General features: G+C 62.5%; 19 protein-coding genes, 1 tRNA gene and 2 pseudogenes. 7 read left to right on the top strand and 15 right to left on the bottom strand.

Features of this window, described 5'->3' with window-relative positions:
* Positions 1–140 (top strand): annotated as a pseudogene (locus tag E1N52_RS25770) (IS5/IS1182 family transposase); the annotation flags it as partial.
* A 443-nt stretch (positions 141–583) separates the two neighbouring features.
* Here the strand turns inward: E1N52_RS25770 and E1N52_RS25765 are convergent.
* The 5 genes from E1N52_RS25765 to E1N52_RS25745 form a co-directional block, all read right to left on the bottom strand.
* Positions 584–976, bottom strand: a complete 393-nt coding sequence (locus E1N52_RS25765) for a YybH family protein (RefSeq protein WP_133185640.1) — start codon at positions 974–976, stop codon at positions 584–586.
* 155 nt (positions 977–1,131) lie between these two features.
* On the bottom strand, positions 1,132–2,163 hold the full coding sequence (locus E1N52_RS25760; protein ID WP_133185639.1) for a 4-hydroxyphenylpyruvate dioxygenase family protein: 1,032 nt from the start codon (positions 2,161–2,163) through the stop codon (positions 1,132–1,134).
* A gap of 85 nt (positions 2,164–2,248) precedes the next feature.
* On the bottom strand, positions 2,249–3,202 hold the full coding sequence (locus tag E1N52_RS25755; protein WP_133185638.1) for an MBL fold metallo-hydrolase: 954 nt from the start codon (positions 3,200–3,202) through the stop codon (positions 2,249–2,251).
* Positions 3,203–3,342: 140 nt separating this feature from the next.
* Complete coding sequence (locus E1N52_RS25750) at positions 3,343–3,756, bottom strand: RidA family protein (RefSeq protein ID WP_133185637.1); 414 nt, start codon at positions 3,754–3,756, stop codon at positions 3,343–3,345.
* Between the two features lie 102 nt (positions 3,757–3,858).
* Positions 3,859–4,533 carry a Crp/Fnr family transcriptional regulator gene (locus tag E1N52_RS25745; RefSeq protein ID WP_165979447.1) on the bottom strand — a complete coding sequence of 225 codons (675 nt, stop codon included), beginning with the start codon at positions 4,531–4,533 and terminating at the stop codon, positions 3,859–3,861.
* A 271-nt stretch (positions 4,534–4,804) separates the two neighbouring features.
* On the opposite strand from E1N52_RS25745, the gene maiA reads away from it, so the two are divergent.
* On the top strand, positions 4,805–5,473 hold the full coding sequence (gene maiA, locus E1N52_RS25740; RefSeq protein ID WP_133185635.1) for a maleylacetoacetate isomerase: 669 nt from the start codon (positions 4,805–4,807) through the stop codon (positions 5,471–5,473).
* A 135-nt stretch (positions 5,474–5,608) separates the two neighbouring features.
* Positions 5,609–5,817, top strand: a pseudogene (locus E1N52_RS44885) (LysE family transporter); the annotation flags it as partial.
* Between the two features lie 187 nt (positions 5,818–6,004).
* Here the strand turns inward: E1N52_RS44885 and E1N52_RS25730 are convergent.
* From E1N52_RS25730 to fdnG, 7 genes are all read right to left on the bottom strand, one after another.
* Positions 6,005–6,100: transfer RNA gene (locus E1N52_RS25730), tRNA-Sec, on the bottom strand.
* Between the two features lie 46 nt (positions 6,101–6,146).
* The gene (gene selB, locus E1N52_RS25725) at positions 6,147–8,075 is read right to left on the bottom strand and encodes a selenocysteine-specific translation elongation factor (protein ID WP_133185634.1); all 1,929 of its coding nucleotides are present in this window, start codon (positions 8,073–8,075) and stop codon (positions 6,147–6,149) included.
* Positions 8,072–9,538 carry an L-seryl-tRNA(Sec) selenium transferase gene (gene selA, locus E1N52_RS25720; RefSeq protein WP_133185633.1) on the bottom strand — a complete coding sequence of 489 codons (1,467 nt, stop codon included), beginning with the start codon at positions 9,536–9,538 and terminating at the stop codon, positions 8,072–8,074. Before selA ends, selB begins: the two co-directional genes overlap by 4 nt.
* Positions 9,539–9,553: 15 nt before the next feature.
* A complete protein-coding gene (fdhE, locus tag E1N52_RS25715; RefSeq protein ID WP_133185632.1) occupies positions 9,554–10,486 on the bottom strand; it encodes a formate dehydrogenase accessory protein FdhE in 933 nt (310 codons plus the stop codon).
* Positions 10,487–10,613: 127 nt separating this feature from the next.
* A complete protein-coding gene (locus E1N52_RS25710; protein ID WP_133185631.1) occupies positions 10,614–11,240 on the bottom strand; it encodes a formate dehydrogenase subunit gamma in 627 nt (208 codons plus the stop codon).
* Positions 11,227–12,162, bottom strand: a complete 936-nt coding sequence (gene fdxH / locus E1N52_RS25705) for a formate dehydrogenase subunit beta (protein WP_133185630.1) — start codon at positions 12,160–12,162, stop codon at positions 11,227–11,229. The genes E1N52_RS25710 and fdxH overlap by 14 nt, the downstream gene beginning before the upstream one ends.
* A gap of 12 nt (positions 12,163–12,174) precedes the next feature.
* Positions 12,175–15,246 carry a formate dehydrogenase-N subunit alpha gene (fdnG, locus tag E1N52_RS25700; protein ID WP_165979446.1) on the bottom strand — a complete coding sequence of 1,024 codons (3,072 nt, stop codon included), beginning with the start codon at positions 15,244–15,246 and terminating at the stop codon, positions 12,175–12,177.
* A 195-nt stretch (positions 15,247–15,441) separates the two neighbouring features.
* Here fdnG and E1N52_RS25690 point away from each other — a divergent pair, with 195 nt between their 5' ends.
* Together E1N52_RS25690 and E1N52_RS25685 are read left to right on the top strand one after the other, a co-directional pair.
* The gene (locus tag E1N52_RS25690) at positions 15,442–16,851 is read left to right on the top strand and encodes a YihY/virulence factor BrkB family protein (RefSeq protein WP_133185627.1); all 1,410 of its coding nucleotides are present in this window, start codon (positions 15,442–15,444) and stop codon (positions 16,849–16,851) included.
* A gap of 220 nt (positions 16,852–17,071) precedes the next feature.
* Entirely contained in the window at positions 17,072–18,244 is a 1,173-nt protein-coding gene (locus E1N52_RS25685) for a porin (protein WP_133185626.1), read from the top strand.
* Positions 18,245–18,474: 230 nt separating this feature from the next.
* On the opposite strand, the gene E1N52_RS25680 is transcribed toward E1N52_RS25685, so the two are convergent.
* From E1N52_RS25680 to pdxR, 3 genes are all read right to left on the bottom strand, one after another.
* Entirely contained in the window at positions 18,475–19,374 is a 900-nt protein-coding gene (locus tag E1N52_RS25680; RefSeq protein ID WP_133185625.1) for a LysR substrate-binding domain-containing protein, read from the bottom strand.
* A 254-nt stretch (positions 19,375–19,628) separates the two neighbouring features.
* On the bottom strand, positions 19,629–20,078 hold the full coding sequence (locus E1N52_RS25675; RefSeq protein WP_069266248.1) for an HU family DNA-binding protein: 450 nt from the start codon (positions 20,076–20,078) through the stop codon (positions 19,629–19,631).
* A gap of 323 nt (positions 20,079–20,401) precedes the next feature.
* The gene (pdxR, locus tag E1N52_RS25665; RefSeq protein WP_133185624.1) at positions 20,402–21,898 is read right to left on the bottom strand and encodes a MocR-like pyridoxine biosynthesis transcription factor PdxR; all 1,497 of its coding nucleotides are present in this window, start codon (positions 21,896–21,898) and stop codon (positions 20,402–20,404) included.
* Between the two features lie 190 nt (positions 21,899–22,088).
* Between pdxR and E1N52_RS25660 the strand changes: the two genes are divergently transcribed.
* Positions 22,089–22,526 (top strand): carboxymuconolactone decarboxylase family protein, encoded by a 438-nt coding sequence (locus E1N52_RS25660; protein ID WP_133185623.1) that lies wholly within the window; start codon positions 22,089–22,091, stop codon positions 22,524–22,526.
* A 227-nt stretch (positions 22,527–22,753) separates the two neighbouring features.
* Positions 22,754–23,437, top strand: a complete 684-nt coding sequence (locus E1N52_RS25655; RefSeq protein ID WP_133185622.1) for a DJ-1/PfpI family protein — start codon at positions 22,754–22,756, stop codon at positions 23,435–23,437.
* Positions 23,438–23,535: the final 98 nt, after the last annotated feature.

Raw genomic sequence — 23,535 nt, 5'->3', positions numbered from 1 at the left:
GTTTCGGCTGGGCCAAGACCGTGGGGCGCATGCGCCAGGTGATGGTGCGTGGCTTGAAGAAGGTGGACCAGATGTTCGTGTTGAATATGGCGGCCTACAACCTTGTGCGCATGCGATCGCTGGCACAGGTGCGTCCATAGTGGCGGGAAAGCGGCAATGAGGCCAAAAAAGTAGCCTCAAACCGCCGAAACAACGTTGAATTCGCGTTGAGATTGCGCAATCTGAAAAATTTTGCGGCAGGAGCCGCGTAAGCGGAACAAGGCCGTCTCCGTTGGGCTGTATTTCAGCGGCCTGCTAGTGCGAGCAACTGTATGTGACGGTTGCTCAAGCGTTGCTTTAGCTCACCAGTTCCAGCGTTTTCAGAATAGCCCTCTTCGGGCACCTGAGAGTGCGCTTTCATGTTTGTCTCCAATATTTCTTTATCGCCTGATACCGGCGAACTATTCGCTCCGGCTTGCCGCCATGAAGCTAGCGGAGCGGATTTCGTAGTTACTATCTAAGATGGTCAAGCATTACGGGGCCGATGTGGCTCGGAACCTCTATCCGGGGAGGACGGGAAACGTGATTGCTCGGCCGAGTTCATTCAAAGCGGATGGTCAGTGTTGTCGATGTCCACTGCGACGACCCAGTCGCCCTGCTCTTGCTTCCAGACTGCGACGTACTTACCGCGAATTTCGACGGGCACGTCGTCACGGGTAAGCGAGATGACATAGCTCCCGACGTCGTACGCGATGTCCAGACTAGATGAGATAGTCAGCGTTGGCGTGTAAAGCGCCTTGAAATTTGGCCGTGTGAAGTACGTGCGCCAGGTTGCAAGAATTGCTTCCTTGCCAACAAGGCGGGGCTTGCCAGGTGGCATGTACACTGCGTCGTTGGCGTAGATTGATGCAATCGCATTGATATCCTTCTCTGCAATGGCATTCATCCACCCGTCATATCGAGTCAGGAGATGGTCCTGGACGTCGTGTTCTGTCATGACGTTTTTCCCTCAGGTTATCCCGTGACGACATACCGGTAATGAAGTCGCGGGACGAGACAGCCGCAACCAAGCCGCCCTTTGGGCAAACCCCTCGGCCGGCATTGCGAAGAATGACGCTTATGCCGGTGCTCGACAGAGCGCCGGCAGTATGGTCAGTTAAGCGTGCCGCGTTGTTGCTGGTCCTTCTCCTGCGATTCGAACAAGGCTTTGAAATTGCCCTCGCCGAATCCGTCTTCACCGCGACGCTCGATGATTTCGAAGAACACCGGACCAATCTGACGCTTCGTAAAGCGCTGCAGCAGAATCTTCTGCGGTCCCTTGCCGTCGGCCAGGATGCCTTGTTCAGCGAGGCGAGCTACGTCAAGGCCGTGCCCGGGCAGACGTGCGTCGATACCGTCGTAGTAGTTCTTTGACGGCGCAGCCATGAATTCGATGCCCGCTGCGTTGAGCTTGCGAATCGTGTCTTCGATATCCGACGTCAGCAACGCGATGTGTTGAATCCCTTCGCCGCCGTAGTCACGGATGAACTCGTCGTTCTGGTTGAGCACGCCCGGCTGGTCGTGCGCAGCCGCAGCCACAGGAATTGACACACGGCCGCACGGGCTCACCATCGAGCGAGCGCGCATCCCGGACATATGCCCCTTGACTTCCAGGTACTGCTTTTCCGCAAAGCCGAACGTGTCGCGATAGAAGTTCGCCCATACGTCGAGGTTCTGGGGATGGACGATGTTCGACGTGTGGTCGACAGCCAGGATGCTTGCGTCGCCTTCCGGCGTATTCCGCGTTTCGACGGGCAGCGAAAAATCCTCGCGAAAGTCTGTGTCTACGAAATACACCAAGCTTTCGCCAATGCCCAAAATCGTGGGCGTGTCGATGACGAATGCCCCGTCCACGTCCGGCGAAGCGGGCAGCGCACCGCCGGCAAGCGCCTGCGCGTGAGCGAGCCTCGCGTTGTCGACGCGAATGCCAATTGCACGCACGGACGGGCCGTGCTTTTTCTCAAATGCGTTTGGGTTGCCGTTGACCAGGAACGCTGCCGCGCCTTGGGTCATCAGAAACACATCATTCTTTGACTTGCCACGAAGGCGGAACCCGAAGTGTTCAAAGAGCTCGACGAGCTCCATCGGGCGCGAGGACACGAATTCTACAAATGCGAATCCGTCGGTTTTAGCTTGCGTGCTCATAATACTAATTAGCATTCCAGAATATATTCCGAGGATTTACCCGTCTGACGCGGCCTCAATCACCATGGAGGCCGCGCAGGACGGCTTACGCTTCGAGTTGCTTCCACATCTCGATGTCGCGCTCTGCGGTCCAGATACGTGGGTCGTCAAAGCCAGTCGCTTCGTCATATGCGCGCGAAACATCGAATGGCATGCAGTGGTCGAAGATGACCCAGTCGCTATAGCGCGGCTTCATGAAGTCGTAGACTTCGCGATAGATGGTCTTCAGGTCCTTGCCTTCCGCGACGCCGCGGTTCACCGAGCCGTAAAGGTCTGTCAGGAACGAGCGCGTGCCTGCAAGGCCTTGGCGCACTTCTTCGGCGTTCTTCAGTGCCGGACCTCGACCCGGAACCATCTTTTCGGCCTTGAACGTAGCCAACTTGTCCAGCGTAGTCGGCCAGGCACGGAAATAGGCGTCGCCACAGTACGGGGTCGACTGATACTCCACGAGGTCGCCTGCGAACAGAATCTTCTGCTCCGGCAGCCATGCGATGGTGTCGCCCTTGGTGTGGCCACGGCCGACTTGAAGAATCTTCACTTCGAGATTCCCGAGGTTGACGGTCATCTCACCGTCGAAGGTCATCGTCGGCCATACGAGCCCCGGCGGAATCGACTCAGCATTCCGGAAGAGGCGCGGAAAGCGGCCGATTTCGCTTGCCTTGTCCTGCTCGCCGCGCTCGGCGATAAGGTCGTAGGTGTCGCGGCTCGCGAGGATTTCCTGAGCCTGGTACGCCGACGCGCCGAACACGCGAACGGCATGGTAGTGCGACAGGAGGACATATTTGACGGGCTTGTCCGTGACCTCGCGGATGCGGCGAATCACGTCTTGCGCCATCACAGGCGTGGCCTGCGTGTCGATGACCATCACGGCCTCGTCGCCAATGATGACGCCGGTGTTCGGGTCGCCTTCGGCCGTATAGGCGTAGGCGTTGTCAGAGAGTTTCTCGAACGAGACGACCTTGTCCTCGAGGTCGCCGTGCGAGGCGAATGCTTTGCCCATTTGCTAGTTTCCGTTCGTCTGTATGCAGAACTCACGCCGCACGTTGCACATGCGGACGCAACAGCGCGGCTTGGCCGCGCGAAGGAGCGTTGGTCGATCAGGTTTCGGTTTGATGCAAGAAGCGGCCGATGAAATGCGGCTTACTTGCGGGTCGCAGCGACGACCTTGATTTCGACGATAAGCTCAGGACGCGCAAGCGCCGCGATACCGAGGATGGTCCATGCCGGGAAATCGGCGCGGACGTAGCGCTCCTTCACTTCACGGAACGCGGCCAGTTGCGAACCGACGTCAACGTGATAGGAGATCAGTTCAACCACGTCCGAGAAGTCGAGACCGAGATGCGTAAGCACTGCTTCGATACGCTTGAACGCAACATCGATTTGCTCCTTCGGGTCTTCCGGAATCGACCCGTCGGCACGCAGACCGATTTGACCTGCGATGAACACCAACCCGTTTGCCGTAACAGCCGGCGAGTACTGGAACAGGTCGAAAATGCGGTTGCTTCCGAAAGTTGCGTCGTCTTCGGGGAGACGCAGACGCTCGATTTGGCTCATGACAGTCCTTCAATCAGCTGGTGTAGTACAGGGGGAGGTGAATCCAATGTGCCCCACTCTACGTGAGTGACCGGACCGTCGTCTGTATAGCGAGTTACCAAATCAGCCGAGAAGTTTTGATGGGTCTAGCACCCAGATGCGACGCTGTCGGAGTTCGATGGCACCGAGGGCAGTGAGCCGCTTCAAGGCGCGCGTGACCGTGACTCGGGTAGCACCCGTCATCGCTGCGATTTGCTCGTGAGTTAGCGGGATGGATATCAGCGTTCCGTCCTCCCGCTTCTCGCCGTACAACTCTGCCAGCCGACCGAGCAATTCCCCGATTCGCATTTCTGGCTTGGGAAGCGCGAGGTACTGAATGCGGGAGGCGAGAATCCTCTGCTTTATTGCGACGATGCGCATGAGCGAGATAGCGAGTTCCGGGCACGACGGGATTGCCTCGGTAATAACCCTTATATCAAACTCAATAAGTTCAGAAGTCTCAGCTGCGATGGCGGTAGCAATACGTGGAAAGCCATCCATAGCGGGCGACTCCCCAAACATCGCCCATGGTCCCATCATCTCGAGCATGAACTCAGAACCGTCGCTTTGGTAAATCGAGACTTGAATGCGCCCCGACAGCAAGAAGTAAAACGTGAAGCCAAGCTCCCCCTGGCGGTAAATCATGGTGCCCTTCTCGACCTTAATCTTTCGGCCGAGATGGGCGGCACGAATCCAGACGCCCGCGGTGGCGTCGTCCATGTGCCAGGTTTCTGTTGTCGCCAAAGCGCTCTTGCTCAAGCTCGTCTCCTTCATCATTCGCACGCAGTCGAGCCAGCGTACTAGCGTCGAACCGACCGCGAGTCTACGTCGCACTGCAACCCGGAGCAGCCGCAGCTCATAAACCCGCGTAGCAGGCTCCGGCGGCATCATGCGGGTTTACGCACATCTTACAATTCGAAATCGATTGTACAATGCGTAACGACTCCGTCACAGGGGCTCGCGGTCCTTCGGTTGTGCGAAAGCGTATCCCGGTGACTCCCTGTTCACAGGTTTCCCCTTCAGTCTCCCGATGTCCGACCTTACGCTCTACTCGTACTTCCGCAGCTCTGCCTCATACCGCGTGCGTATCGCATTGAACCTCAAGGGGCTTGAGTACACGCAGGTCCCTGTTCATCTCTTGCGTGGTGGCGGCGAACAGCTCACCAAGTCATATCGGGAAGTGCATCCCGATGGGCTCGTTCCAGCGCTCATCGACGGCGATCATGCTCCGATCGGCCAATCCCTCGCGATTGTCGAATATCTCGAAGAGCGATTCCCGACGCCTTCGCTGCTGCCTAATGCGCCAGCTGATAGAGCATTCGTTCGTTCAGTCGCATTGCAGATTGCGTGCGAGATACATCCGTTGAACAATTTGCGCGTCCTTGGCTATCTGAAGTCGACGCTTGGTATCGAGGATGAACAGAAGGCTGCGTGGTACGCGTACTGGGTTACTGCGGGGTTCGAAACTTTGGAACGCAAACTCGCAGCAGACCCGCGCGTAGGCCAGTGCGTGTTCGGCGACACGCCTGGTCTCGGCGATTTGTGCCTGGTTCCGCAGATTTGGAACGCTCGCCGCTTCAACGTCCCTTTGGACGGGTACCCAACACTTCGCAGGCTGTACGACAACGTCGTCTCTATGCCGGCATTTGCCAAAGCGGAACCGTCCGGGCAGCCGGACGCGGAGGCACCCCGTGGCTAATCAGTCGAAGCGGCGCGCGTTCTAGACACTAAAAACTATCGTGTGAGCGGCGTCAAGAACCGCGTTAAGGAGCCCACTTCGCCTATTTAATGCGCCGCACGCCTATCAACTTTCATCGATGGTGATTTGTCACTTATGCCTAGCCTTCAGAGCTTGATTGCGTTCTCTGGCGTAGCCTTCTTGCTGGCCCTGAGTCCGGGGCAGGACAACTTGTTTGTGTTTGCGTGCAGTCGGTACATCGCGGCTGGCGCGTTGGGCTGTGCGTGCTGCTGGGTTTGTGCTTGGGAGTCGTTAGGCACACGGTTGCCGTGGCGCTGGGGCTCGCAGCCGTGGTGGTCACGTCGATACCTGCACCGGGCTCATAGACTCACGGACAGCCGGAAGGACGAGAATAAAAGGGGACGGTGACGTTCTAGCTAGAGCCGCCTATCCGTCGGCAAATATCCCTCACTAGTACAACCAATTCGTGTCGTTAACGACATCAATTGATGAACTCTACAACACACGACCACAGATTACCCATAAACGAAATGGCGGAAGGCAGCCGGAGTCGAACCGACCCGGGAGCGGCTGACGCCCCCAACCGGGTTTGAAGCCCGGCCGTACCACCGGATACGAATGCCTTCCTTCGTGAAACCCAACCCCCTGCAACCACACGCACATATCGATGTGCCTACAACCATTCCCGCATCCTGCTGTCGTGCCGCAACAGATGCGTATCGCGCTGAAACCGAGTATATCCAACGCGGTCGAAGTACTCGAGAATCTGGATCGCGCGTTTGCGGCCCAATGCCGTGGCGTCGCGAAACGCCGCGGCATTGACCGCGCCGCCCTGCTCCGCGGCGATCTGTGCAACGGCACGCGCGAGCGTTTGCACCACATCGCGATCGTAAAAAAGATCGCGCACGACCTGATACACCATACCCAGGCGCGCGAGCTTGCGCAGCAGCGCACGCACCTTCTCTTCCGGCTGCCGCGTCTCACGCGCGAGATCCCGCACCCAGGGCGGATCGAAACGTCCTTGCGCGAGCAGCGATATGAGGCGCGCGGCGAGCGCTTCGTCGTCGGCGTCGAGCGTCACCGCGTGCGACGGGAGATGCAGCCACGGCCCGCTGCGTGCCACGCGACCCTCGCGCTCGAGCGCTTCAATTGCGGCGCGCCACACCGCATCGCTCACAAGCGGCGCCGCCATGCGGCGCAAACGCGCCGCGTCCGGCCCCTGCTCATCGGGCGAGCGCGCATGAAACTCGGCGAGCGCTTCGACAATGCGCACGGTGAGCCTCGTCCAGTGCGCGTGTGCGATTACCGCGCCTTCGTCGTCGCGTCCTTGTGGCGCGATTGAAATCGCGTCGGCGGGCAAAGCGAGTGCGGCATCGTCGTAACCGGTCAATTGCACCAACGTCGCGCGCGCAATGCCGCGCGGCGCTTCTTCGATCAGCGGTGCCAGGCTCGCTTCGTCGAGCCACGTGCGCAACGCGTCGAGCCATGCACGCCGTTCTGACGTCCGTCGCCGACGCGACGGGCCGAACGGATCGAGCACACGCCCGCCACCTATGGTGTGGTTTGCCTGCGCGTTGCGGACGATGTAGCGGTCTCCCGGCAACGCGTGCAACGGCGCTTCAAAGACGAGCTGCACGCGGGCAGCCGCGCCCGGCGCGAGCGTTTCGCCTTCGAGCAACGCGACGTTCGCAACGCGATGCGTCGTGCCGAGATGCACATGAAGCGGCGACCAGTGCTGCAACGTGATGTCTGCGTCGTCGAGCAACCGCAGTTCGACGTCGAGGCGCACGGCCGGCTCGGCCAATCGCGCATCGACGATCCAGTCGCCGCGCGCAATCTGCTCCTTGTCGATGCCCGCGAGATTGAGCGCGCAACGCTGACCGGCGTGGCCCGCTTCGCCCGCCTGTACCGCGCGATTCTGCGCATGCAGACCGCGCACGCGCACAGGTGTGCCTGCGGGTGCGAGCACGAGCGCGTCGCCTGCCTGTACGCGCCCAGCGAATACTGTGCCCGTCACCACCGTCCCCTGGCCCGTCAGCGTAAATACGCGATCCACTGCAAGGCGAAAGAGTCCATCGTCGCGTCGCGCGCGCCATGTACTCGCGCGCTCGCGCAACCAGGCGTCAAGGCGCGCCACGCCTTCGTCATGCGGCTGCGTTGCATTGGTCTCGAATACAGGTGCGTCCGCAAGCATCGTGTCAGCAAGCCATGCGGAGATTTCAGCGCGCACGGCGTCGAGCCGCGTCGCATCCACTCGATCGCACTTGGTCAGCGCAATGGCGCCATGCTGCACGCCCAGCAGTTGCAGAATGGCGAAATGCTCACGCGTTTGCGGCATTACGCCGTCGTCGGCCGCAATCACGAGCAACGCGAAATCGATGCCGCACGCACCCGCTGCCATCGTATGAACGAGTTTTTCGTGGCCGGGCACGTCGATGAAGCCGAGCACGTCGCCGTTGGCGAGCGGCAGGTACGCGTAACCCAGTTCGATCGAGATGCCGCGCGCCTTCTCTTCTTTCAGGCGGTCGGTGTCCACGCCGGTCAATGCGCGGACCAGCGTGGTCTTGCCGTGGTCGATGTGCCCCGCCGTGCCGACGATCACAGACGCAGCTCCGCGAGTTGTGCAGCGAACGCGGCTTCGTCCGCAGGTTCGAGGCAGCGCAGGTCCAGACGCAGGGCGTCGTCGGCAATGCGGCCGATCACGGGCCGCGGCAGCTCGCGCAAGGCGCGTTCGAGCTTGAGCAGCGCGCGGCCACTGCCGCCCTTAGCCGCATGGCGCACGACGAGCCCGCTGCTCGGCAGTACGTCTACGGGCAGTGCGCCGCTGCCGATCTGGCTGAACATCGGCTCGACGCTCGCAGCATACGCTTCGCCAATGGCACGCTGAAACGCAGGTAGCGCGCGCTCGGCGGCTTCTTGCATTTGCAAGGCCGGACGTGTGAGAAGGCGCAGCGTAGTGAGCCGCTCCCGCAAGAATTCTGGCGCCTGATAAAGCCGTAACACCGGTTCGAGCGCAGCGAGCGTGAGCTTGCCGACCCGCAACGCGCGCTTGAGCGGGTGCTTCTTGATCTTCGCAATGAGCGCCTTGCGCCCGACGATCAGCCCCGCCTGCGGGCCGCCGAGCAGCTTGTCGCCGCTGAAGGTCACGAGGTCCGCGCCCGCTTCCACGGTCGCGCGCACTGTGGGCTCGGCTGGCAAGCCCCATTGCGCGAGATCGACGAGCGTCCCGCTGCCCAGATCGACCGCTACGGGCAGGCCGTGCTGACGCGCCAGCGGCGCGAGTTCATCGAGTTCGACACTCTTCGTAAAGCCGCTGATCGCGTAGTTGCTGCAATGCACTTTCATCAGGAGCGCGGTGCGCGCGTTGATCGCCGCTTCGTAGTCCTTCAGGTGCGTCCGGTTCGTCGTGCCGATCTCCCGCAAGCGTGCGCCCGCCCGGCTCATGATGTCGGGAATGCGAAACGCCCCGCCGATCTCCACCAGTTCGCCGCGCGAAACGACGACCTCCTTGCGATTGGCGAGTGCGCTCAACAGCAACAACACGGCCGCTGCGTTGTTGTTCACGACCGTAGCGGCTTCGGCGCCCGTCAGTTCGCAGATCAGCGAGTCGATGAGGTCATCGCGGTCGCCACGCTTCCCGCTCGCGAGATCGAATTCGAGATTTGCGGGTTGCGTGAGCGCCTGCACCACGGTTTTAACCGCCTCGTCGGGCAGCAGCGCGCGGCCGAGATTCGTATGCAGTACTGTCCCCGTGAGATTGAACACCGGACGCAGCCGGCTTTGCGCGCGCTCGGCCAACCGTTGCGTGGTCGCCGCGATCACGCGCTCCAGCGAAAATGGTTCGGCATCCTTTTTTTCATGCGCGAGCGCGCCGGTGCGCACATCGTGACGCCAGCCGTCCTGCGTGGCGCGTATCGCGTCCAGCACCTGGGTGCGCCCGTACTGCGCTATCAGCGGCTGCGCTTGCTCCGAGGCAATCACGCGCTCGACCGCCGGCATTTTCGCGAGCAGCGCATGAAGGGCTTGCGCATCGTGCTCCGCTGCTTGTCCCACGGTTTCACTCATGGCGTGAGCGGCTCCTTACTGGTCGCCAGGCACTTCGGGCCATAGCAACGGATTCGGGCTCGCGCGACGGTAGCCCGCATCGCTCATCAGGAGATCGAGCGTGAGGCTCGCCAGGTCGTCCGCAAGCGGCTCGAAATCGAGGTCCTTCTCCTGATAGCCGATCTTGCGGTACGTATGGCATTCGTCGCACGATTCGGCCTTGAGTGCCGCATTGCCCCCTTCGATGCCGTGATACGCAATGCCCTTGGTCGAATCGCAGTTCGTGCACTTCACGCGCACCACGTGAGCCTCGGTGCCGCACAGGCCGCACTGCGCAAACCGGTAGCCCTGATACACACCGCCGATGCGCACGATGCTGGCAACGGGCGGCGATCCGCACACGGGGCACGCGCCCGGTGCGTCGACATAGGGCACGTCCCGCACATCGATGCGGCTCGCGAGGTCGGTCCACACCACCTGCAGCGCGGCCATGATGAACGGCGCGGTGGCGGGTGCGACTTCGGTGTAGCGCTGCGCGAGAACCGCGTCGGCCTGAGCGTCGAGTTGTCCTTCGTTCATGGCGCGCAGGTCGCCCAGTACATTCGCGAGCGCAGGCGCGACCGCACCTGCCGCTTCGACTCGATCGGCGAGGCGCAATAGCACGGCGCGCCATTGCGGATCGCGCTCGCCAGAAAGCGCCGGCAGGATCGGCATGGAGTGATGCTGCGCGTTCGCAATGGCTTCGCGCGAAGGCATGGACGCGGTGCAATGTTCGAGCGCCTCCTGCTGCGCATCGACTAGCGCCGCCATTAGCCGCACGTAGCCGCCAATGGGATTGTGGTCCGCGAGATGCCGCAGGCGCACGGCGCGCGTGCTGAAAAAGCCGACGCGCTCGGGCAGACGGATGCGCGGAATGGCAGAAGGATCGAGCGATTCGATTTGCTGCGGGTCGAGTATGCGTTGCGTCACGACGGGTCCGCTCCAGAACGGCTTCACAAAGAAAAAACCGCCGTGCCCTCATGGGCGCCGGCGGTTTGCCGCTCGCGCCGCCACTGCCTTGGCCAAACGGCTCGGCAGGCGGCGCGCAGCCTGTGCGTTACTTGATGCTCTCGCGGAACCAGCGCGGATGATGCTTTCTCGCCCAGCCCCAGGTGACGTAACCGCGCGTCATCGCGCCGATCGACCCCTTCACCCATATGGCCGCATAAATATGAATGATGATGCCGCAGATCAGCACGAATGCCGCTACCGCGTGCACCAGCGAAGAGAGCCGGATAATTTCGATCGGAAAGTAGACCGAAAAATATCGCCGCCAGATCACGATGCCGCTCAAGAGCAACAGCACGAGGCAAACCACCATCACAAAGAATAACAGCTTCTGGCCCGCATTGTAGCGGCCGATCTCGGGCAGCCTGTCTTCGCGGTTATTGAGCACGTCGCCCATCTGTTTCATCCACTGGATGTCGTCCTTGTCCAGATAGTTGTGATGCCAGAAGCGCAGCGCAAGGATCAGGAACGAGACGAACATCACCACGCCGATGAACGGGTGCAGAATGCGCGTCCACTGGCCACCGCCGAGCACCGCGTACAAAAATGCCATGGCCGGGTGAAACATCGCGAGACCCGAGAGCGCGAGCAGGATGAAGCAGATTGCGGTGATCCAGTGGTTGCTGCGCTCGTTGGGCGTATAGCGCTCGATCAGTTGCGGTTCATCGTCTTTCATCGCCGCGCTCCTCGGGTGGTTCGCCACGCATGCGCCGCGCCTCTTCGCGCGCCGCGGCCTCATCTTCCGCCGTCACTTCGTTCGGGCCAACCCGCGTGTAATGGAAGAAACCGGCCAGTGCGGTGAGCGCCATGATGGCGAGCCCGATCGGCTTGGCCACGCCCTTCCAGATCCGCACCATCGGGCTGATGTGCGGATCCTGGGGCAGTCCGGCATAGAGCGACGGCCGGTCCGCGTGATGCAGCACGTACATCACGTGCGTGCCGCTCACGCCCGGCGGGTCATAAAGCCCGGCGTTTTCGAAGCCGCGCTCCTTGAGGTCCACGATGCGCTCGGCCGCGTGCTGCTTCATGTCTTCCTTGGTACCGAAGACGATCGCACCGGTCGGGCAGGTCTTCACGCACGCGGGCTCCTGCCCCACGGCCACGCGGTCCGAGCAGAGCGTGCACTTGTATACGCGGCGCTCGCTCGACATGCGAGGAATATTGAACGGGCAGCCCGTAATGCAATTGCCGCAGCCGATGCAGTTTTCCTGGTGGAAGTCGACGATGCCGTTCGTATGCTGCACGATCGCGCCCGGCGAGGGACACGCCTTCAAACAGCCCGGGTCCTCGCAATGCATGCAGCCGTCCTTGCGGATCAGCCATTCGAGGTCGCCCTGCGAGTTCTCGTATTCCGTGAAGCGCATCACGGTCCACGAGTGCTCGGTGAGATCGTGCGGATTGTCGTAGACACCCGTATTGACACCGATTTCGTCACGCAGATCGTTCCACTCCATGCACGCGGTCTGACACGCCTTGCAGCCGATGCATTTGGAAACGTCGATGAGCTTCGCGACCGTGCCCGTAACCGGCTCGCGCACGCCGGGCGGCTCCGAGGTGGTCGCGGAGAGGCGTTTGACGTCAAGTGATTGCCATGCCATGTCGTCGTCCCCCTATGCCTTTTCGACCTTCACGAGGAACGACTTGAACTCGGGCGTCTGCGAATTGCCGTCGCCCACGGGCGGCGTGAGCGTATTCGTCAGATAGCCCGGGTGCGTGAGTCCCTTGAAGCCCCAGTGCAGCGGTACGCCAACCTGATGCACGGTCTTGCCTTCGATGGTCAGCGGCTTGATGCGCTTGGTGACCACCGCCACAGCGATCAGATAGCCGCGATTGCTCGACACCTTCACCCGCTCGCCCGCCACCACGCCCACCTCCTTCGCGAGCGCTTCGCCGATCTCGACGAACTGCTGCGGCTGAATGATCGCGTTCAGCCGGGCGTGTTTCGTCCAGAAGTGGAAGTGCTCGGTGAGCCGGTAGGTAGTCGCCACGTGCGGGAACTGCTGTGCGGTTCCGAATGTCTTGCGGTCGTCCGGGAACACGCGCGCCGCCGGATTGCTCGTGGCGAGCGGGTTGTTCGGGTGGAACGGGTTATAGCCGAGCGGGTTCTCGAACGGTTCGTAGTGCTCAGGGAATGGACCTTCGTTCATGCCGTCGCGGGCGAAGAAACGCGCCACGCCCTCGGGGTTCATGATGAACGGCCCCATGCCCTGATCGGGCGCTTCATCGGCCTTGTAGTCGGGTATGTCCGCGCCCGCCCATGCGCTACCGTTCCAGGCAATCAGCTTGCGGGTGGGATCGAAGGGCTTGCCCGCCACGTCGCACGAAGCACGGTTGTACAGCACGCGCCGGTTCGCGGGCCACGCCCAGGCCCAGTTGAGCGTCTGCCCGATGCCCGTGGGGTCGTCGTTGTCGCGCCGGCCCATCTGGTTGCCCGCCTGGGTCCACGCGCCGCAGAAAATCCAGCAGCCGCTCGCGGTCGTGCCATCGTCCTTCAACTGCGCGAAGGCCGAGAGCTGCTCGCCCTTTTTCACGAGCACTTTGGTCGGATCTTTCGCGTCGGTCTGGTCCGCGAGAGCCTTGCCGTTATACTCCTTCGCCAGTTCTTCCGGCGTGGGGCTCGCGGGATCCGAATACGGCCAGTCGAGCTTGACGATCGGATCAGGCAGCTTGCCGCCGTCCTTCTGATACGCGGCGCGTATGCGCAGGAACAGGCCCGACATGATCTCGAGGTCGCTCTTCGCCTCGCCCGGCGGCTCCGCGCCCTTCCAGTGCCACTGCAGCACGCGGCTCGAACTCACGAGCGAACCGTTTTCTTCCGCAAAGCACGTGGTGGGCAAACGGAACACTTCAGTTTGAATCGACGTCGGATCGACATCGTTATAGTCGCCATACTTCTTCCAGAACTCGGCAGTCTCGATGGCGAGCGGGTCCATGATCACGAGCCACTTGAGCTTGCTGAGCGCCGAAACGGTCTTGGCCTTGTTCGGGGAGGACGCCATGACGTTGAAGCCCTGGCAGATATAGCCGTTGACCTTGCCCTGGTTCATCAGCTCGATGGTCTGCAGCAGGTCGTATGGCTTGTCGAGCTTGGGCAGCCAGTCATAGCCCCAGTTGTTGTCCTTCGTGGCCGCGTCGCCCCACCACGACTTCATGAAGCTCACGAAGAACGCGCCATAGTGCTGCCAGTAGCTGAGCTGGTTCGGCCGCATGGGCTGCGACGCGCGCTTCTTGATGTAGTCGTCGTAGTCCTGCTCCGCTTCGGACGGCAGCGTCATGTAGCCCGTGAGCAGGTTCGACATCAGCCCGAGGTCCGTCAGCCCCTGGATGTTCGAGTGGCCGCGCAGCGCGTTCATGCCGCCGCCCGCAATGCCGATGTTGCCGAGCAGAAGCTGCACCATCGCGCCCGTGCGGATATTCTGCGAGCCGATCGAGTGATGTGTCCAGCCGAGCGCATACATGATCGTGCCCGCGCGGCCCGGCACGGCCGTGGTCGCAAGCATTTCGCACACCTTGAGGAACTTGTCCTTCGGCGTGCCGCACACTTTCTCGACCATTTCGGGCGTGTAGCGCGAGTAATGCTGCTTGAGCAACTGATAAACGCAGCGCGGATTCTGCAGCGTGTCGTCGGTCTTCACGAAGCCGTCGTCGCCGAGCTCGTAGTTCCACGACGACTTGTCCGGATACGAATGCTTCTGCGGATCGTAGCCCGAAAAGATGCCGTCGTTGAATGCGTAGTCTTCGCGCACGATGAACGTGAAGTCCGTGAAGTTCTTCACGTACTCGTGCTGGATCTTGTCGTTCGTGAGCAAATAGTTGATCACCGCGCCAAGGAAGGCGACGTCCGTGCCGGTGCGGATCGGCGCGTAGAAGTCCGCAACCGATGCCGTGCGCGTGAAGCGCGGGTCCACCACGATGAGCCGCGCACCGCGATGCGCCTTCGCCTCCGTGACCCACTTGAAGCCGCACGGGTGCGCCTCGGCCGCATTGCCGCCCATCACCAGAATCACGTCCGCGTTGCGAATGTCGACCCAATGGTTCGTCATCGCTCCACGGCCAAACGTCGGGGCAAGACCTGCCACCGTCGGGCCGTGTCAGACACGCGCCTGGTTGTCGAATGCGAGCAGGCCCATGCAGCGGGCCACTTTATGCGTGAGATAGCCGACTTCGTTGCTGCCTGCCGATGCAGCCAGCATACCCGTGGTCAACCAGCGATTCACGGTCTTGCCGTCGGCGGTTTTCTCGACGAAGTTCGCGTCGCGGTCTTCCTTCAACAGCTTCGCGATACGGTCGAGCGCCTCATCCCACGAAATTCGCTTCCACTCGTTCGAGCCTGCCGCGCGGTACTCGGGATACTTGAGGCGGCTCTCGCTATGAATGAAATCGATCAGGCTCGCGCCCTTCGGGCACAGCGTGCCGCGATTGACGGGGTGATCGGGATCGCCTTCGATATGGATGATGCTCGTCGTAGCATTCTTCGCGCCATCGCCGAGACCGTACATGAGGATCCCGCAACCAACCGAGCAGTACGGGCAGGTATTGCGGGTTTCAGTGGTGCGCGCCAGTTTGTATTGTCGGACCTCGGCAAGCGCGTTGTCGGGCGCGAAACCCATCAACGCGAGGCTGGAACCCGCCAGCGACGTAGCCGTGACCTTGAGGAACTGACGCCGGGACATCTGCAGCATGATTCGTCCTCGGCTTGGTTGTGGGTGATTTCAGTATAAGACGTTTTGGGAGACGGATCGCGCTGGATGTTCGCGAGCTTTACGCCCGTGCAGCGCGAGATCGCCCAGGAACCACGCTTGCTAATATTGAATAGCGAATGAGCCATCTTTGTGACGAAAACGAACCACTGAAGAACCACCGCGGGGCGCTCCATCATGTCTACGCTGTCCACCGAACGACTGCAGTCCGCCGCGCGCAAGGAAGCGTCGTGGGTGGTTGGCGCGTTGCGCCAGTTCATCGCCAATCGCTGCCCGTCGCTCGCGGCGAGCATCGCGTTCTACTCGGCGTTTTCGCTCGCGCCGACGCTCGTGATGGTGATTGCCGTGGCGGGCTGGTTCTACGGCGTCGATGCCGCGCGCGGCGAACTTTTCCGCCAGGTCCACAACGTGCTCGGCGACGACGCGGCCGCGGGCATCACCACCATCGTGCAGAACGCACACCGGGCGGGCGGCAAGGGCGGCGTCGCGGCGATCATCTCGCTCACCCTGCTCGTAATCGGCGCGTCCGCAACCTTCTCCTCGCTCAATTCCGCGCTGAACATCGTCTGGCCGCCGGACGGGCAGCAACCCTCCAGCGTGTTGGCGCTCGTGCGCGTGCGGCTCATTTCGTTCAGCCTCGTGCTGGGCGTTGCGTTCCTGCTGATCGTCTCACTCGTGCTCGACACGGCCATTACGTTCGTCGGCCAGTGGATCTGGGGCAATTCTCCGTATGTGATCATCGGCAATCTGCTGCAGCTCGGCGTGGGGCTCGTGGTGCTGGCCGTCGCGTTCGGCGCCCTGCTGCGCTTCCTGCCCGACGCCAATGTGCGCTGGCGCGACGCGATAGTAGGCGGCATCGTCGCGGCGGTGCTGTTCTCGGCAGGCAAGAAGCTGTTCGCGCTTTATCTCGCGCACGCGGGCATGGCAACGGCCTTCGGCGCCGCCGGCTCGCTCGCGGTGCTGCTCATGTGGCTCTATTTTTCAGCGGCGGTGCTCCTGCTCGGCGCGGAATTCTCGGCCGCGCGCGGGCGCATGCACGACCCGCGCGGCGCGTGGGGTTTCCTTGAGGAAACACCGCCCGGCAGCCGCGCCAAGCTGGCCTCGGTGCTCGCCGCCTCCACCATCGTCGCGCGGCACGACACGAAGCGTGCGGACCGTCCTGCCGCTGCGCCCGCGCCATCGACCTTGCCGATCGGAAACGGCAGCGCAGCCGCTATGGCTATGCCTGCGGCCCTCGCGGCGGCCGTTTCAGCAGACAAATCGACACTATCGGAAACGCCGCTCGGTGCGATCGGGCGCGCGAGCGCGCATGGCGGCGCGTTCGGGAGACTGAAATCGGGGCTGCAGATCCGCCGTTCGGTCGTGCGCATGGAGGACAGCGCCACCTACGCGGCGGCGCTCACGCTGGTCCAGGCAGGCCGCACGGTCGCAGCCGCCGACCGCTATGTAAAGCGCCATCCGTGGGGTTCGGTGCTGTTCGCCGCGAGCGCGGCGCTCGCCATGACGGCCGCCGGCAGGCGCCGCCACCCCAACGCCGCCGAGCCGATCGAGGCTGCTACCAAAGGTCGCAGCAAGGCAAAAAAATAACGCTCGTTTACGGAACTTTTATCAAAAGCGACAATAATGCCGGGTCAACAATCCAATATTTCCTAAATCGGCATAATGGACGGAGGCCCCGTCTGACAAGGGCTTCTGGCCGGTGTCAGGTTTTCGCGACATTCTTTATTTTTTCATTTCAGGTCGCCTGACCTGCTGCGTTATTCTCCAACGCGCAACAACTACACAATTTCTGCGTGGAGAAAACAGAATGAAACGAGTCGCTCTCTCGACCCTCTCGCTGGCCCTCTTGGCCGCAGCTGGCACCGCGCACGCTCAAAGCAGCGTGACCCTCTATGGTGTGATCGACGAATCGATCCAGTGGGCCCACAACACGATGGACGCCAACGGCAAGAATGCAAACCAGGTCGGCCTCGCCGGCGGCAACCTGTCGGGCAACCGCTGGGGCTTGAAGGGTACGGAAGATCTGGGCGGCGGCATGAAGGCGATTTTCCAATTGGAAAACGGCTTTGACATCAACACCGGCAAGCTCGGCCAGGGCAGCAAGATGTTCGGCCGTCAGGCATACGTCGGCCTGTCGCACGACCAGTTCGGTACGGTCACGTTCGGCCGCCAGTACGACCCGCTGGTCGACATGGTTCAGCCGCTGACCGCCGACAACTACTTCGGCAGCACGTTCGCAACGCCGGGTGACGTCGACAACAACGACAACACGTCGCGTACGAACAGCGCAGTCAAGTACGTGTCGCCGGTTCTGCAAGGCTTCCAGTTCGAAGGCATGTACGCATTCGGCGGCGTCGCTGGCGCAACCGGCTCGGGTCAGAGCTGGGGCGGCGCAGCTACGTACGGCATCGGCTCGCTGAACGTCGCTGCTGGCTACTTCCGCATGGACAACGCAGCGTCGGCAGTCGCCCGCACGGGCTGGTCGTCGACCGCAACGTCGGACGGCATCTTCGGCGACAACCAGATCACCGCTGGCTACAACACGGCGAAGTCGGTCGGCATCGCTTCGCTCGCAATTCAATACGTTGCTGGTCCGTTCACGATGAGCGGCCGTTACAGCAACGTCCAGATGCGCCAGGACTCGGCTTCGGCATTCGCTTCGAACCAGCGCTACAACGTCGCAGGCGGCTTCTTCGGCTATCAGCTGAACCCGGCACTGCTGCTCGGCCTCGGCTACACCTGGACGCACGGCTCTGGCGACACGTCGAACACGTACAACCAGGTTTCGCTGGGCGCGGACTACAACCTGTCGAAGCGCACCGACTTCTACGCTGTGGCTGCCTACCAGCACGCCAACGGCACGCAGCGCAACGCGGACGGCACCACGACGACCGCTGGCGCAGCAATCGGCTCGTACAGCTTCAACTCGGATTCGAGCTCGCAGACCCTGGTCAGCGTCGGCATCCGCCACAAGTTCTAAGCAACGCTTCACTCCGGGCTTCGGCCCGGCGCCGGAACTGGCTGACGAGCCATTCCGGCGAAGCGAGCGAGACCGCGCAGCTAAAAATTACACGCTGCACAAACCAGCCTCGGGCGCAAGCCCTGGCTGGTTTTTTTATGCCTGCCAGACTTTAGAGGCAAACTTCCAGGGCGTATCCGTGTACGGCCACGACTTGCGCCGTTTACACGCCATTTACACGGAAAAAAGGCTTAGCGCAGCCGCGCCAGCGCGGCGGCAGCATGCCATACGAACGCGTCGCTCAGCGCCGTCGGCGCGCGCTGCGTGCCGCGCACGACATGGAGCGCGCCCGACAGCGCGGGCGTGAAGCGCTTCACGCTCACCCGTTGGCTCGCGTGCTGGGCGGTCAGCGCGTCGACGAGCGCGATGCCCATCCCCGCCTCCACCATCGTCACGACGGATTGCGCGAGCGCCGCTTCGACACCAGACTCGCGCGCCACCCCGCACTCGGCAAAGAGCCGGTCGATGGAGAGGCGCGCCTCGCTTGCCGCGGCAAACGAAATGAAGCGTTCGCCCGCGCAGTCTTGCGCATGAATCACGCGTTTGCGCGCGAGCCGGTGTCCGCGCGGCACGATGCAGCGCAGCGGCCATTCACCCAGATACTCGAGACGCGCGCCAGGATGCGCGACCGCTTGCGCGACGAAACCGAGATCGCAGCGTTGCGCCGCCACGCGCTCGGCGATCTCGGCGGCTTCGCCAGTCAGCAGTTCGAAATCGACGCCCTCGTGCTCGCTCGCAAACGCGGCCGCCACGCGCGGCAGGAAGTCGGCGCAAAGATCCGCCGAAGCGGCAACGCGCACGACGCCGCGCCGTTGCGCGCGAATCTGCGCGGCGGCCTGAGCCACGCGCTCGAAGCCGAAGAACGCACGTTCGACTTCGTCTTGCAGCGTATGTGCCTCGACGGTCGGCAGCAAACGTCCCTGGCGCCGCTCGAAAAGCGCGAATCCCACCTTCGCCTCGAAGTCGGCAAGCAAACGGCTCACCGCGGGCTGCGAAATGCCGAGCGCCTGTGCCGCGCGCGTGACAGTGCGCCACTGCATCAACGCGCGAAACGCTTCCACCTGGCGCAAACTGAGGTCGGTTGCCTGCATAACACTATATTATGGATATTTGAATTAGCGTGTCTACGGCATCGTTTACATACGATATCGACGACAACGATGCCTTGACTACTTGGGCATCATACCGAATATCCACCCATAACATCAGGGCATACATTGACATCGTTGGTGCACATCGCACGCACCAAATGAAAAATCCCCGTGGGCTCGACGCCAACGGGGATTTTTTGGTACTGACGGTAGCCGCTACCCGAAGGTCGCGGCTCGTCGCGCAATCAGCGCAATCAGGCTGCTGCTGCGTCCTTCAGCTTCTTCAGGGCGCGCGCCTTGATGCGGACCGATGCGGGCTTCGCCGGGAACCAGCGCTCTTCGCCCGTGAACGGATCCTTGCCGAAGCGCTTCTTCTTCGCCGGCACGGCCTGGACGACGATCTTCAGAAGGCCCGACAGCGTGAATTCGCCAGCGCCCTTCTTGTGGACCGAACCGAGGATCGTGTCTTCCAGCGCGGCGAGCACGGCCTTGGCAGCCTTCGGCTCGACGCCAGCACGCTCAGCGACGTGGGTAGCCAGCGAGGCCTTCGTGAAGGTGTCCTTGATCGGCGTCGGTACGCCGGACGCCTTCACGGCGACCTTCTTAGCTGCGGCCGTCTTGGTGGCGGGCGCTTTCTTTGCGGCAACCTTCTTGGCCGGGGCAGCTGCCTTTTTTGCGGCCACTTTCTTTGCGGAAGTCGGCATGTTTCTCCTACCAGTGTTGGTCAGTGATTCGAAGAAGCACTGCGGAATGCACGTGCTTCAACGGCGGATTCTACATACGCGCAAGCGTTTTGCGTGAAGCTTTTGCATTGTCGTTACGATTTTGTTGCGCGGCGCTGACTCTCGAACACATTTTGACGCCTGTTTACAGGGGTAAACGTGCACCTGGCGCGCCCGAATCACTGACGGAAGACGCACTTCGGTCTGTTCACCGCACCGCGCGTTCGTCAGGAAAGCGCCATACGTATGGCGTTTTTGCACGATTTCGGCTGCCATGCCGGTGTCGCCGCGACGGCAAAATGCAGTCAAAGCGTGTGCAGCAGCGTAGCGAGCGACGTCAACGCGGCGTCGATACGCTCGGCGTCGACCCCACCGTAACCGAATAGAAAACCGCTCTGCACAGGCGCTTCGAGATGAAACGGCACGAGCGGATGCAGGCCGATCGACGCACAGCGTGCGGCCTGCGCGAGCGCGGCGGCGTCGAGCGGCGCGACGAGCCGTGCCGCCAGGTGCAACCCCGCCGTGTTCGGCATGACGGGTTCGAGCCACGGCGCAAGCGGTCCGCGCAGATGCGCGAGCAGCACGTCGCGGCGCTGCGAATACGTCTGATGCATGCGCCGCAAATGCCGTGCGAAATGGCCGTTGAGCATGAAGTCGGCGAGCGCCGTCTGCGTGAGCACGCAGCCGTGGGCGTCGCCAATCTGCCGCGCGCGGGCGAGCGGCGCGGCCAGCGCGGCGGGCGGCACCATGTAGCCCACGCGCAGCTCGGGGAACATGGTCTTCGAAAACGTGCCGACGTAGGCGACGAGCCCGCCGTTGTCGAGGCTTTTGAGCGGCTCCATCGAGCGGCCCTCGAAGCGGTATTCGCAGTCGTAGTCGTCTTCGATTACGAGCGCGCCGCACGCTTGCGCCCATTCGAGCAGCGCGACGCGCCGTTCGAGACTCATCGGCATGCCGAGCGGAAACTGGTGCGAAGGCGTCACGTACACGAGCCGCGCCGCCTTCGGCAGCCTCGCGACGACGAGCCCTTCGCGATCCACCGGCACCGGTACGACCTTTGCGCCCAACGCGGCGAAGATATCGCGCGCGGGCGGGTAGCCCGGGTCCTCCACCGCGACTACGTCACCCGGTGTCAGCATCACGCGTGCGAGCAGATCGAGCGCCTGCTGCGCGCCTTGCGTGACGATCACGTCCTGCCAGTTGCCCTGCACCGCACGGTTGAAGGCGAGATAGCGCGACACCGCAAGGCGCAGCTTCTCCTCGCCCGCCGGATCGCGATACATGCCATAGCCGCGCGCCTGCACGCGCAGCGCGTCGTTGATACAACGCCGCCAGATGTCGAAGGGAAAGCGCGACTTGTCGGTAACGCCGCCTGCGAAGTCGCAAGCGAGCCGCGTGTCGAGGCGCGGCAACGAACTGTGCAACGCCTGGGCTTGCGCCTGCCACCACGGCGTGGCCTGCGCCACGCGCGGCGCCTTCCCGGCACGCGCAGGCGTGATAGCCGCGGTGGCCGCGCGTATCTGCGGATTCGGATGACCGTGCTCGCGCGCGGGCAGCCGTTCAAGCGTGTCGGACACGAATGTGCCCGAGCCGCGCCGCGAGCTCAGATAGCCTTCGGCGAGCAGGCGCTCGAATACGTCGAGCGTGGTCTTGCGCGAAACGCCGAGCTGCAAGGCGAGATCGCGCGTGGACGGCAGGCGGGTGCCGCCGGCCAGGCGGCCGTCGACGATGCTGTCGCGCAGCTGGCGATAGATCTGGCCGGCGAGGTCGCGGCGGCCCGACACGGTGACGTGGAGTTCCATGATGACGCTGCAGGTAGCGTTCGAAGGGGTGAAAGTGGTCACCCGAAATATTGCCAGAATGGCTATGTGAACGCGCCAGCGCAACGCCTAAAGTGCACCTGTGGTTACGCAGTCTGCGGGGCCAACGCATCGTTTTCAACCGCGCTGTCGACGACAGCGCCACGCCATTCAACTCGACAGGTGAACGCTCATGCAGGCACGTCTGGATTTCTACAAAGCCAACCCGGAAGGCACGAAGGCCATGATTGCGCTCGAAGAGCGCGCGAGCAAAAGCTCGATCGAAAAGCCGCTCGCAGAGCTGGTGCGCCTGCGTGCTTCGCAAATCAACGGCTGCGCATTTTGCGTGGACATGCACACCACGGACGCGCGCAAAGGCGGCGAAACCGATCGGCGGCTCGCCACGGTATCGGTGTGGCGCGAAACGCCCTTCTTCACCGAGCGCGAGCGCGCGGCGCTCGAATGGACCGAATCGGTCACGCTGCTCGCGCAAACGCACGTACCCGACGAAGTTTGGGAACGCGTGAAGCCGCATTTCAGCGATCAGGAGATCGCCGACCTCACGCTGCTGATCATCGCGATCAACGGCTGGAACCGCATCGCGGTGACGTTCCGCAAGATGCCGGCCTGAGTGTGAAGCAGGCAACGCGCTGCTTCAGTTGCCGAAAATTAAGCGGTGGCTGAACGGCAGCGCGTGTATTGATCATTGGATGCTTTCCGGTTGCGGCTCGCGCACCGCTGGCAGTTTTTGCGCGGCTTTTGGCATGGTTGTGCGCCGGGGCGAGATTACAGTGACTTCCGATTCATCGGCATACCGCCAGCCCTTTTCGACAGCCAACCCTTGATCGGGAACACTACATGGCACTGCAAATCGGATTTCTCGTCTTCCCCAACGTTCAACAGCTCGACCTGACAGGCCCGTACGACGTGCTCGCCTCGATGCCGGACACCCAGGCTCGGCTCATCTGGAAGACGCTCGATCCGGTGCGCTCGAGCACCGGCCTCATGCTCACGCCCGACACGACCTTCGAGGATTGCCCGCCGCTCGACGTGATCTGCGTGCCGGGCGGCAGCGGCGTCTCCCAGCTGATTCGCGACGACGAGACACTCGCGTTCCTGCGCCGTCAGGCGAGCACGGCGCGCTACGTCACTTCGGTCTGCACGGGTGCGCTCGTGCTCGGCGCGGCCGGGCTGCTACGCGGACGCCGCGCGACCACGCACTGGGCCTTCCACGAACTGCTGGAGCCGCTCGGCGCGCTGCCCGTGAAAGCGCGCGTGGTGCGCGACGGGAATGTGCTGACCGGCGGCGGCATCACGGCGGGTATCGATTTCGCATTGACGCTCGCCGCCGAACTGATCGGCGACGAGGACGCCCAGGCGCTCCAGCTCGAACTCGAGTACGCGCCCGCGCCGCCGTTCGATGCGGGCGACCCCGCCAGCGCGCCGCGTGCGATCGTGGAAAGGTTGCGCGCGCAGACAGCCGCGTCGCTCGCCGCGCGTGCACGCGTAGTCGCGGCGGCGGCCGCGAAGCTTGGTGCTTGAGCGCCCGCTGAAGCCGGCGCAGATGCCTGGATGGAAGCCAGGGTCAGCGCTTGCTACCGTCTTTGTTGTGGATCGATTACATTGAGCGACGGGCACTG

It is taken from the genome of Paraburkholderia guartelaensis (genome assembly GCF_004353905.1).
Lineage (GTDB): Bacteria > Pseudomonadota > Gammaproteobacteria > Burkholderiales > Burkholderiaceae > Paraburkholderia > Paraburkholderia guartelaensis.
This window is presented reverse-complemented; position numbering and strand designations above follow the sequence as displayed.